Origin of the sequence: Trichocoleus sp. FACHB-90, assembly GCF_014695505.1 — a bacterium.
Lineage (GTDB): Bacteria > Cyanobacteriota > Cyanobacteriia > Cyanobacteriales > FACHB-T130 > Funiculus > Funiculus sociatus.
Map to the genome: position 1 here is coordinate 109,597 of NZ_JACJOK010000020.1, position 12,672 is coordinate 122,268.

General features: G+C 45.7%; 8 protein-coding genes. 4 read left to right on the forward strand and 4 right to left on the reverse strand.

Annotated features, from left to right (window positions below; all coding sequences use genetic code 11):
- Positions 1 to 586: 586 nt before the first annotated feature.
- The 4 genes from H6F74_RS06140 to H6F74_RS06155 form a co-directional block, all read right to left on the reverse strand.
- The gene (locus tag H6F74_RS06140; RefSeq protein WP_190437798.1) at positions 587 to 3,271 is read right to left on the reverse strand and encodes an ATP-binding protein; all 2,685 of its coding nucleotides are present in this window, start codon (positions 3,269 to 3,271) and stop codon (positions 587 to 589) included.
- A gap of 106 nt (positions 3,272 to 3,377) precedes the next feature.
- Positions 3,378 to 3,806: a response regulator gene (locus tag H6F74_RS06145; protein ID WP_190437801.1), complete on the reverse strand. Its 429-nt coding sequence runs from the start codon at positions 3,804 to 3,806 to the stop codon at positions 3,378 to 3,380.
- A 53-nt stretch (positions 3,807 to 3,859) separates the two neighbouring features.
- Positions 3,860 to 6,148 carry a PAS domain S-box protein gene (locus H6F74_RS06150; protein ID WP_206756292.1) on the reverse strand — a complete coding sequence of 763 codons (2,289 nt, stop codon included), beginning with the start codon at positions 6,146 to 6,148 and terminating at the stop codon, positions 3,860 to 3,862.
- A gap of 192 nt (positions 6,149 to 6,340) precedes the next feature.
- Positions 6,341 to 8,542, reverse strand: coding sequence for a PAS domain S-box protein (locus H6F74_RS06155; RefSeq protein ID WP_190437807.1), 2,202 nt, complete (start codon positions 8,540 to 8,542; stop codon positions 6,341 to 6,343).
- Between the two features lie 668 nt (positions 8,543 to 9,210).
- Between H6F74_RS06155 and H6F74_RS06160 the strand changes: the two genes are divergently transcribed.
- The 4 genes from H6F74_RS06160 to H6F74_RS06175 all read left to right on the forward strand — a co-directional run bounded on the left by H6F74_RS06160 (position 9,211) and on the right by H6F74_RS06175 (position 12,423).
- Positions 9,211 to 9,933: a response regulator transcription factor gene (locus H6F74_RS06160; RefSeq protein ID WP_190437810.1), complete on the forward strand. Its 723-nt coding sequence runs from the start codon at positions 9,211 to 9,213 to the stop codon at positions 9,931 to 9,933.
- Between the two features lie 181 nt (positions 9,934 to 10,114).
- Positions 10,115 to 10,285: a hypothetical protein gene (locus H6F74_RS06165; RefSeq protein ID WP_190437813.1), complete on the forward strand. Its 171-nt coding sequence runs from the start codon at positions 10,115 to 10,117 to the stop codon at positions 10,283 to 10,285.
- Positions 10,286 to 10,289: 4 nt separating this feature from the next.
- Positions 10,290 to 11,990, forward strand: a complete 1,701-nt coding sequence (locus H6F74_RS06170; RefSeq protein ID WP_190437817.1) for a SpoIIE family protein phosphatase — start codon at positions 10,290 to 10,292, stop codon at positions 11,988 to 11,990.
- A 4-nt stretch (positions 11,991 to 11,994) separates the two neighbouring features.
- The gene (locus H6F74_RS06175; protein WP_190427323.1) at positions 11,995 to 12,423 is read left to right on the forward strand and encodes an anti-sigma regulatory factor; all 429 of its coding nucleotides are present in this window, start codon (positions 11,995 to 11,997) and stop codon (positions 12,421 to 12,423) included.
- Positions 12,424 to 12,672 lie beyond the last annotated feature (249 nt).

The window sequence follows — 12,672 nt, forward strand, 5'->3', positions numbered from 1 at the left end:
GTAGATTGTTATTCAGACTACAAGTTGTTATTAGTCAGTAGTTATAGCAGTCTTAAACGGAATGGCACTTAACTTTGGCTCTGCGCTCAAGCCCTGAACTAAAGTACCCTTCGGGAACGCTACGCGAACGGGCTGAAAGCTTAAGTCCGTGTTAACGGACTAAAATGCTTGGTATTTATTGATTTGAACCCGTTTCAACGGGTTTGGGCTTTGAGCTGTGAAATTTATTTCACGACTCTTTCGTTGGTAGGTCAAGCCCTGAACTAAAGTTCGGGCTGAAAGCTTAAGTCCGTTAAAACGGACTAAAATGCTTGGTATTTATTGATTTGAACCCGTTTCAACGGGTTTGAGCTTTGAGCTGTGAAATTTATTTCACGACTCTTTCGTTGGTAGTATCAGCTGCGACTGGCTCTCCTGAGTCCTAAATCTATAAATAAAATAGGACTTCTATGGTAGCCATTAGTTATTGCTTATTACTTATGAGTTATCGGTTAGTTAATATTAATTATACTTTAGTTTCGCACCTGCTCAAACTTCACATCCCTCCAGGGGGGATACGCTGACGCGCGAGTCCAACCTCCGCTGACTACTTACTAACGTTGCGAGCGAAGACTACTTCAAAAGTAGACCCTTGTCCCAGCTTACTCTCTACTGATATTTTACCGTGCATTAATTGTACTAATGAGCTAGTGATGGCAAGCCCCAAACCTGTACCAGCATACCTTTTAGAGAGGGATTGATCGACTTGCCGAAATTCTTCAAAAATATGGTTTAGGTTTTCTTCAGCAATGCCGATACCTGTATCTTTAACAGCGATCGCAACTTCATCAGGAGAAACTTCCCAAAGCTTGACCCATACACCACCGAATTCGGTAAACTTAATCGCATTGGAAAGAAGATTTACCAAAATTTGCCGCACGCGAGCGCTATCGTTTATTATTTGCGGGTTAGCTAAATCTGTCTGAACCTCTAAACTCAGATTCTTCTCTGAAGCAAGCGATCGCAATTCATCAGTTGTTGCTCTGACTAAATGCACCAAGTTAAATTGGTCTGGTTTGAGTTCCAGTTTTCCGGCTTCAATTTTCGATAAGTCGAGAATGTCATTGATTAGCGTTAACAGGTGTTTGCCATTGCTGAGAATCCGTTCCACCATATCTTCTTGGTGCGAGGTAAGCGGATTTTGCCGCTGGCGCAACAGTAACTGAGAAAACCCAATCACGGCATTCATTGGTGTCCGCAGTTCGTGGGACATGGTGGCGAGAAACTGCGATTTCAATCTAGCAGCTTCCATTAATTGCAGGTTTTGCAGTTGAATCTGAGTTGAAAGACTTTCCAAATCCCGGTTTTGTTGAGCCAAGATTTCATTCTGGTAAGCTAAACGTTCCTCTCGTTCCTCTAAAGTATTAATCAGACGAGCATTATTGATTGCGATCGCTGCTTGTTCTCCCACCGCCGCCAGCAGAAATCCGTCTTCTTGGTCAAAAGCATGAGTGTCTTCCCAGTTACCAATCGCCAGCACTCCTAACCGTCCCGCTTGCGCCGACTCAATTGCCACCACATACATTGAAGCAGCCATCTGGGAACCTTGGCTGTGTCCCTCTTTGCCTCTTTCCTCGTCCTGAATCAGCTGGGAAACTCCTGTCAAAAACACCTGAGAAAGCAATCCTTCCTCTGAACCAAAGCCATCTTCTAGCTGCAACTTGTCCGTACCTATTCCCGCCGTGACCGTCAGCACCAAGCGATCGCATTGGGGATTTTGCAACATTATGAAACAAAACTCAGCGCCTGCGATCGCATCGCAAACTGCTTGCACCATCAGCCGCAACAACCCTGGTAAATCTGACAGACGCTGGTTAAGTAAATTTGTCAGTTGCTGTAGCGTCCGCAGTTGTTGCTGTTGTTCCCCCAGAATGATAATTGCCCTGCGTAAATTATTACTCGCTTCCTGCGCTTCCCGGTATAGTTGCCCATTTTCCACCGATAAGGCAGCACGACGGGCGAGTTCTTCCGCCAGCGCTAAGTCTGATACGTCGTAGGCTGCTTTTAGTTGGGTGCAAACCAACGAAATCGCGCCGATTGCCCGCCCGCGCACCAACAGCGGCACTACTATATAAGAGCGGAAGCCCATATCCCGAACTATTTGCAGGTGTTCGGCATCGCGGGTAGCGGCTACCAATATGTCGTCGGTAATTTCTGGAACTAATTCCGAATTGCCAGTACGCAACACTTTCATCGCCGGATGTTCTCCGTTGATGTCCGGCGGGTAGCGGTGCTTTAGCTGGCGCACCAAATTTTCTTGGCTGGGATCTGAAACAGCCGCCCCCAGCCGACGCACTAAGCCATCTGCTTCCAGAATGTCTATTAGGCACACGTCTGCTATGTGAGCCACCACCAGTCGTGCCAGAGTTTCCATAGTTCCCTGGTAGTCTAGGGAAGCAGAGAGGACGGCACTAGCCTCAGCTAGGAAACGCTGCCTTTCTAAAGCTTGCTTGCGCTCCGTGATGTCGCTAATAATACCGGACATCCGGAACGCTTTGCCTGTGCTATCCCGTTGAGCTTTGCCTTTGGCAATACAGTAACGATATTCCCCGGAGACATGGCGCAGTCTAAATTCCACATTACATTCACGCTCTAGGTCTAGGTGAGCGGTGACGATCTTGATAATCCCCTGTCTATCTTCTGGATGTATTAATTGACAAAACGCATCGTAAGTGCTTACAAACCCATCGCCGGACAAGCCAGTGATTTCAAAACAGCGCTCATTGCAGTAAATTTGGTTTCTACTGATATCCCAGTCCCAAATACCGTCGTTCGATCCTTCTAGAACAAATCGGTAGCGTTGTTCGCTTTCTTGGAGTAGCTGATTGGCTGTCTGGGCAAGCGTTTCAGCCCGATTCAGCCGAATGGCATTTCTGAGCGACCGGGCGAGACTTTCTGGGGAGACTTTGCTTTTAGAAATATAATCTGATGCACCTGCTTTCATCACCTCGACGGCGATTTGTTCGTCTCCTTGGCCAGTTAATACTACCAGAGCGGCTTTAAACCCAGACGAGCGGATATCTTGCACCAAGCTTAGTCCGTCACCGTCGGGGAGGCGATAGTCGAGAAAAACGCAGTCAAAATCACCATGACGTAAAGATGCGATCGCTTCTTGACAATTGATTGCTTCCACCACTTCCATTTTTATGCCAGCAGTTTTTAGCGATCGCCGCACCGCCATTCGATCTACTTCATCGTCATCAACTATCAGTATCTTTAAAGTTTCTTCCATGTAAATTAGTTTTAGTCTGTTGTCTGTTGACGTTTCAACGTTTGAATATTTTCAGATTTTAATATTTCGTAATATCTTCTAACGTTTCAACTTGACAACTGACTAATTACGGCATTTCACTGAGCATCCAGTATTGATTGAGTGTTGCCACTGCTTCCACAAATTTAGTAAATGTTACTGGTTTAAGAATATAGCCTGCCACATTCAAATTATAAGCTTCTACCTTATCTTTGTCTTCATTGGAAGTAGTGAGGACAATCACGGGCGTTGATCGGAGTTCCGGATCTGCCCGCAACTCTCGCAAAAACTCAATTCCGCCCATTTTCGGCATATTAAGGTCGAGTAAGATTAACCGACGCTCTCGCGGAATTTTTGTTACATTGTCCTCATCCCGCAAAATAGCCAGCGCTTCTAACCCATTGTGGGCGACATAAAAGGGATTGGTGATATTGTTTTTTTTAAAGGCTCGTCGCACCGTCATCACATCAACTTCATCGTCATCAACAAGCAACAGATTTGTCATTTTACCTTCCATATATTAAAGTTAATTAAAACTGGTAATTGGGAGCATCCTCCCCCAGTCCCAAATTACTTACTTTTTGCCTGTTTAGGCCAGGTGAAATAGAAAGTTGCTCCTTGCCCTAATTGAGATTCCAGCCAAATTGTTCCTCCTTGCTGTTCAATAATTTTTTTAACAATAGCTAGACCAACACCAGTATTTTCTACCTTGTCTCGCGCTTCCAGTGTCTGAAACATCACGAAAACTTTTTCATGATATTGGGGAGCGATCCCATTTCCGTCATCTACGACCGCAAATTCGTAGCAGGTTTCTCTATTCTGGACAGATATTGTCACATTTCCCTCTGACCAAGGGTGGTGTTTAATACAGTTGCTCAGCAGATTAGCAAACACTTGCTCTAAGAGCAAGCGTTGTGTAAATAACGTTGGCATTCCCGGCTCTATGGTGATGGTAAAGGTTGGAGGAGCTGCCAAGGAGCCGATAATGTTTGGTAGTAAGGTTGCTAAGTTTACAAGTTCTGGTGGTTTGTTCACCCGTCCGATGCGGGAATACTGCAAAAGTGCATTAATTAGTGCTTCCATGCGATGAACGCGCCCCCGCAGTAAATCCATGTTACGGCGCGTTTCCGGATCGAGTTTATCTTCGATATCTTCTTCAATCCAAGTCGAGAGATTTGCGATCGCTCTCAATGGTGCCTTCAAGTCATGGGAGACAATATAAGCAAACTGGTCGAGTTCTTTGTTGCGTTTCTCTAAGTCAATGTTAGTCTGGGCGAGAATACCACTCAGACGGGTTAATTCCTTCGCACGGGTAAGCAAATCTTCTTCAGTTTTTTTGCGCTCGGTGATGTCAATACAAGAGCCAATATAGCCAGCAAAAGTGCCATCGGGTATAAATCGCGGTCTTCCTCTATCCAAAACCCAGCGATACTCCCCATCTGCACGCAAAAGACGGTATTCCATCTGGAAATTTTCGCGGGCGTTAAAAGCCGTCATGTAGGTATCTAAGCAACGTTGGAAATCATCTCGATGCACCCCTTGAGTCCAACCATTGCCCATTTCTTCCTCCAGAGTTCGTCCTCTGAAGGTAAGCCAACTTTGATTGAAGAAATTACACAGTGCATCTGTCCCGGACATCCATAACAACACTGGCGCACTATCTGCCATTGTGCGGAAACGTTCTTCGCTTTCTCGCAATGCTGCTTGCGATCGCTTATTCTCGGTGATATCCATGCACACACCGAGCATTCTGACTGCATTTCCTGTTTCGTCGCAAAAAACCTGACCTTTTCCCCCAATCCAGCAGATATTGCCGTTAGGGGAAATAATCCGGAATTCAATGGCGTAATTGGTTTTCTGCTCTACAGATTGCGCGATCGCTTTCTCTACAAACTCCCGGTCTTCAGGATAAATCTTTTCAATAAAATCGGCAAAAGTCCCGCTTCCAGTAGCTATAGCATTCATCGGTTCCAGCGTATCCGACCACGCCAGCTCCCCCGTCAGAATGTTCCAGTCCCAAATCCCCATTACTCCCGCGTCTAGGGATAACCGCAGTCTCTCCTCACTTTTACGCAGCGCTGCTTCTGTCTGCTGTCGCTCAGTAATATCTAAAACCAGAGACAGCACCGAAACCACATTTCCCGACTCATCTACTAAAGCGGAGTTGTACCACTCGCAGTAGATAATCGAGCCATCTTTCCTATAGTTCCGGTTTTGAGAAATATTACGCCGTTCGCTGCCATTGAGTAACCGGGATACTACCCCATTGACAGATGCCAAATCTTCAGGTACTACGAATTTCCATTCGCTCGGATGTTTACCCATTAGTTGGTCGTCCCATCCGAATAGGGTTTCGGCTTGCTGCGACCACTTGATCACCCGAAAGTTACTATCCCACTCGATGACTGCTAGTGGTGAGTTTTCTAGATGAAAGCTGAGTATCTGGAGTGCATCTTGTGTAGTTTCTTGCTTTTGGGTAGGGATAGCGCGATCGCCTTGCAGCTTTTGGCGATAAGTATTAACCAGACTCACTAAACTTGTTGTCGCCAAAGTAGTTTTACTTTGGCCGCTTCTAGTTTCTTGATGCTTTTTTACCTGCAAGAAAGTGGCTAAAACAGAGGTCAACATTCCTCTTTGGATGCCACCATACAAGACACCAATTAAAATAGCGATAAAAATCAAGCTAAAATAGCTATTTTTTTCACTATTTATATTTAGAGTGTCTACTAGCAGTTTAATTAGCAAAGCTAGTATTACCGCTACTATAGGGACACCGTAACGCATAAGCTGAGAGCAAACCACTAGGCAAAAGCTCCATCCTCCTAATGACAAAATGCCACACAACAGCTTCTTCGGCATCCACCACTAGGAGGGCGACCAATTTTTTTCATAGTTTTGCGTTTTGAGTAAAAACGCCTTCTAAATGTAGAGACTTTGCTAGCAAAGTCTCTACACGCGGGTATACAAACTAAGCTACCTTACCCTTGGGGAACGCTTCGTCTACAGCCTATAGGCGTGTATTTAACGAGCAAACTTCTCGCCTCTCAACTCCTAACTCATAACTTCTAACTCCTCGCTTCTTGGCGCAAATTTAGACCAGGTAAAGCGAAATGTCGATCCTTGACCTATTTGAGATTCCAAGCGGACGCTTCCCCCTTGAGCCTCAACAATTTTTTTAACCAGAGATAAACCAACGCCAGTGTTTTCCGCTGTATCGCGGGCTTTTAAGGTCTGAAAAATCTCAAAAACTCTCTCGTGGTACTCGGTAGCAATTCCTGGGCCATCATCTGCTACAGCAAATTCGTAAAAGTTGCCTTGGTCTTGAACAGATATTGTCACCGTTCCATCGGCTCGATCGTGGTGTTTGATGGCGTTGGAAAGCAGGTTGGCAAAAACTTGTTGTAAGAGCAGGCGTTGGGTGGAAAGAGTGGGCATTCCCGGTTGTACGCTGATGGTAAAGGCGGGTGGGGGTGCTTGGGAGTCTACGATCTCTGCTAGTAAGTTGGCAACGTCCACTTTTTCAACTGATGCTTTGACTCTTCCGACGCGGGAATAATGGAGGATGCCATCGATCAGTGCTTCCATACGATGAACGCGCGATCGCAGTAAAGTTATATTGCGCTGGGTTTCTTCGGATTCACCAGGTAAATCTTCTTCAATCCAAGTGGAGAGGTTAGCGATCGCTCTCAAGGGTGCTTTCAGGTCATGGGAGACAATATAAGCAAACTGGTCGAGTTCTTGGTTGCGTTTTTCTAGGGCGGTGTTAGTTTGAACCAGGATAGAACCTAGTCTGGCTAATTCTCCTGCACGCGATCGCAAATCTTCTTCAGCTTTTTTGCGGTCGGTGATGTCGCTGTTAATTTCCAGAATTGCTAACGGTTCCCCGTCATCATCCACCTGCAACGACCAACGACTAGAAACAGTAATCTTGCTTCCGTCGCGCTTGGTGTGAACAACTTCACCCTTCCAATAACCTTCTTCTTGGAAGACTTCTTGAATTTCCTCTAACGGTTGCGGAAATTCGGTTTTGAATAAGGCGTGGCTCAATTGACCAATGGCTTCTTCTTTTCTCCAGCCATAAATCCGCACTGCACCCTGATTCCAATAGGTAATCAGATCGTGGCGATCGCGCACAATAATCGTATCATTCGCCAAGTCGAGCAGAGTCGCTTGTTTTCGCAGAATTTCCTCCGACTGCTTGCGCTCCGTAATGTCACGGACAATCCCAATTAACAGGTGCTGATTGTCCAATCGCATTTCGCTAAAGACTAATTCCATCGGGAACACTGTCCCATTCTGCCGCTGTCCCACGGTCTCTTGCAGTCGCCGAATTTTGGAATAGTCATTGCCAACAAAGCGGTTCAGAGTTTGGACGCTATCACCGCTAAAGTATTGTGCCAGCAAGAGTTTCAGGTTTTTGCCAACAACTTCCTCTGGTTCATAACCAAACATCATCCCCGCAGCTTTATTAAAAGACTCCAGGTGTCCCTGCTCATTGATGGTGATAATTCCATCAACCACATTATCCAAAATTGCTTGGATGCGAATGTTACTTTCGCGCAAGCCAGTTTGCCGTTCTGCGAGTTCCCGGTCTAACTGGTCAAACAGATACACAGCTGCCAGTGAGCCTACCACCCCAAGTATTACCGTAGTGCCTAGTACCCCTATGGTAATTACCTGCTGCTGGTTTAATTCCTGTTTGCGCTGAGAAAGCAGTATCTCCTCTTCCCTAGAAAAATCAGTAATTTGCCGACGAATGGCATCCATAGTGATTTTGTCTTGAGCATCCAATCTGAAGGTGTCAGTGCCTCCTTGTTGGATGGCTCTTAACTTAGCCACATTTTGGTTCATAATCTCGATTTTTCGCTGGGAGAGCGATTGAATCTCTCGGAATCGTTGTTCCTGTTCTGGTTTATTTTTGACTAGCTGACTCAGTTCCTCCATAGTGTGAGGAATGCTAGCCATCCCAGCATCATAGGGTTGCAGATATTCAGGGCGATTGGTTAGAGCATAACCCCGCACTCCAGTTTCGGCATTCACTAAAGCTGTGAGCAAGCGATTGGCATACAAAAGCACCTTTTGAGTATGGTCTACATACTGTTGCGCCACTGCGTTACTGCGTTGAAGTGCCGCAAACGCTACGACTGAAGTTAAAAGGCACAAAATGGGAATAGCAATAATCAGCGCACCCCGCCGACGCACGGGTAAGTCTGACCAGAGAAGATGCAGTTGTTGAGTTCCAGAGGCGGTCATTACGAACTTTTTGTTTTGTGCTTTTATTTCAATCCCTGATAGGGATTAATATAGAACCACCCCTGTTCCAACAAGTCAAACCCTAATAGGCATTAGGCAAACTATACCATGTCGATGAGGCAGCGCTGTATTTGCTTTGCCCTAATCCCCAATCCCTTTTGAAGATCGAGATTTTAAGAAATCTGCAAAAAGGGTGATTCTAAGGCTGCCAACCCGGTATACTCATACCAGCGCTAGTTGAAAACCGTGATTGTTCTAATGGCACCAACTCAAGCAATGTGGAGAATTATAGCTGATAACATCCAGCGTCCAGCAACGCATATCTCTGGGTGCGATCGCGTGGTGTGCTTTGGCTGTGTTCCGTGTTTGAGTATAGGGTCTTGAGAAAATCAAGAGCAGTGGTGGTTTAAAGGGCGCGATCGCTCACAGGTTTGTACTACAATTAACCAGTCCCTAAACTGTCACCAGAAACCAACGCTGCCCTTGACATTAATGTAGTTTAATGTTTTACCTAGACTACCCTTAGTAAACAAGAGTGCTGAAATTTGCTTGGGAGGGAATAAATTATCAGAACACTGAAGGGATGAACTTTAATTGACTGCAACAAAATGTTTATAAACTCAATTATTTTAAGAAAGTCATAGAATTGGAAAGTGTGGAAGTAAAAGATGAGCCAAATTCGCGTAGCTTTAATTGAAGACCACGACCTAACCAGGGTCGGGATACGAACAGCGCTGCAACAGCGTGGGGAAATAGAATTTGTCGGCGAGGCAGCAAATGCCGCCGAAGGTCTGAAGTTACTGGAATCGACCAAGCCAGATGTCGCCATTGTCGATATTGGTCTGCCAGATATGGACGGGATTGAATTAACAAGAACGTTCAAAGAAGCGCAGGCGGCATTGGAAGACCCAGCTAACACGAAAGTATTGGTGTTGACCTTGCAGGATGACGAAGAAGCAGTGCTGGCGGCATTCGCAGCAGGTGCAGACTCGTACTGCATGAAGAATATCAGTTTTGATAAATTGCTCGAAGCGCTGCAAGTGACTCACGAAGGCAACGGATGGATCGATCCAGCGATCGCCCGAATTGTCTTAAGGCAGACCAGAGCTAGTCAAGCAGGAGGCGATTTAGCACCTGCATCAAAAACGGTAATAATTCATGCTACAGAGCCAGAATACTCTCAGCTAATAGAAGCTTACCCCTTGACAGAAAGGGAATTGGAAGTTCTGCAACTGATTGTAGAAGGCTGTAGCAATGCCGCGATCGCCGAAAAACTATACATCACCGTAGGAACCGTAAAAACCCACGTCCGGAACATCTTAAATAAGCTGTGTGCTGATGACCGCACCCAAGCAGCTGTGCGTGCATTGCGCTCTGGTTTAGTAGGATAAACACTGTTGAGCCATCATTTAAAATGCAAAATTAAAAATTAAAAAAGTGATGATTAAATTTTTAATTTTGCATTTTAAACTTTTTATCAGCTATCGTTCTGACCAAATCATCAACCAGCGGCATCTGACAGGGTAAAAACGCTTTTAGCGTTGTCTCCGGTTGGCTGTATTAAAACAAAGTATGACCATTTGGATTACCCTTAAGCTGTCGATGTTTAATCTTAACCCTCAAGCGATATATGGAGAGGAGGTGACTGGGGAAGAGGTGAAAAGCCAAAATGGGGTGTTAGCAATTACCTTTTTTCCAATCCACAATCCACAATCCACAATCCACAATCCAAAATTGGTATGAGCCGATGAGTCAGGCAGAAGGGAGCAAACTCAAACTGATGGTGGTTGATGATGAGCATGACAACCTAGATTTGCTGTATCGCACATTCCGCCGAGATTTTCGAGTCTTCAAAGCCGACAGCGCCGCCTTGGCGCTGCAAGTATTGGAGGCAGAAGGGGAAATGGCTGTGATTATCTCTGACCAGCGAATGCCCCAGATGAACGGCACGGAATTTTTAAGCAAAACAGTTGAGCGCTTCCCTGATACAATTCGCATCCTGTTAACCGGATACACGGATGTTGAAGACTTGGTGGACGCAATTAACTCAGGTCAGGTATTCAAATACATCACCAAACCCTGGAACCCAGAGAACCTAAAAGCAGTAGTTCAACAAGCTTCAGAAACCTACAAGGTTCTAAAGCAAAGAACAAACGAACTGCGCCGTGCTTTGCGACGAGAAGAACTGTTTAATGCGGTGACAACTGCCATTCGGGAGTCACTGGACTACAACAGTATGCTGCAAACGGTTGTGAATACGATTGGTCAGACATTTGAGGCAAGCCGTTGTATTCTCAGACCAGTAGAAGGCGATCGCTTGACGAGCGAAGCCTTCTCATACCAAGATCCTAATGCCGCCGCTAGTCAATTCCCTAATGTTGATTCCGCCCTCGAAGCTGCCCTTGAGACTCACCAAACACAATTGGCTCAAGGCGAAGAACAAGGAACGCAATACACCCATCTAGTTGTACCCCTGATCTACCAGCAGCAGCAGCAATCAGTTCTGTGCCTCTATCAGGACACTCAAAATGGGATGTGGGAACCCCAAGAAGTGCAGCTAATTGAAGGTGTTGCCGAACAAGCAGCATTGGCAATTTCTCAGGCAAAACTCTACCAGCGCACGCAACAGCAGGCTCAGCAAATGCGCGCCGAACTAGAGGTAGCACGCCAAATCCAAAACAACCTACTGCGGCAAAGCTGGCCAGAAGTAGAAGGTCTTAAGGTACAAGCCTGTTGCGTAGCAGCTAGAGAAGTGGGGGGTGATTTTTTTGAAGTATATTTCCATCCCCAAGGCGACATCTGGCTAGCAGTAGGAGATGTATCTGGTAAAGGCGTACCAGCCGCGTTATTTATGGCTAGTGCGATTTCCGTGTTGCGCCGGGAACTGGCTCAAGAAATTTCTCCGGAGCCAGATGTCGTAATGCGGAATTTAAACAGTATTATGTCAGATGATTTAGTCAGCACTAACTGCTTTATTACAATGGTGCTGGCTCGTTATACTCCAGCAGATCATACTCTCGTCTATGCCAATGCTGGTCACATCTACCCCCTCATATGGTCGCATCAAGCAGTGTTGCAACAATCAGCACAACTTGAGGACTCGGCACTTGAGCCGAATTTCCTGAAGACTCGTGGCATTCCTCTAGGGATTTTACCAGTCTGGAAAGCCAAGCAGGGACAGGTAACTTTAAATGCAGGGGAAATATTCTTGCTGACGAGTGACGGGATCACCGAAGCGACTGTCACTCAGTCCCTCGAACCGGGTCAATCTGATGTTGGTGGGAGCTTGGACGCCCAGGGTAGTATGCTGACACAAGATGGTCTTTGGAAACTTCTTAGGCAAGAGCCTGCCCCTTTCAATTTGACCAACTTATTAGCCCGCATTCGAGAACAGACGAACAACGTTCAGGAAGACGACCAAACTATACTCTCTCTGGAGGTTCTTTAAATAAATGAGAACTGAGCTGCACGTACCAAGTGACTTAAAGTTTTTGACGATTGTCGAAAGCTGGCTGCTGGGCTGTTTGGAAGTTGAGCTGACCGACTCGGTTGATTGGCCTCGTCAATCGAATCGCTTACGATTGGCTTTGGTGGAGGCATACTCAAACGTGGTGCGTCATGCTCATAGAGATCAACCAAATCTGCCAGTGTTGATTCGTCTGGAGCTGAAAGATCGGGATATTGCTCTGGAAATTTGGGATCACGGTCAGGGATTTGATTTATCAACTTATCTACCACCCAACCCGGATGATAAACAGGAAAGCGGCTATGGTTGGTTAATTATGAACCGACTAATGGACAGGGTGGAGTACCGCTTACAGGTAAATGGTCGCAACTGTCTGAAGTTGGAAGCAAGTTTACCAGAGGCAACTAAAGCTTAGGGCAGTATCAGGGAATATTCAATTAGGGTGTCTTACAGTTCAACGCAGGGGACTCAAGCAAAGCTTTTGACCTAAAATTTGCTTACCTTTTAAAGCTGGGTTGTTGGCAATGGGGATGGGATAGCTTTGTAAAAAAGGTTGAAGAAAAAACCTGTTTGTCAAGTTTTACTAAGAAGAATTGATTTAGTCTAATTAATATTTACTATTTGAAAAAGTTAAGACATTAAATTTTAATTTTGCGTTGGCGAT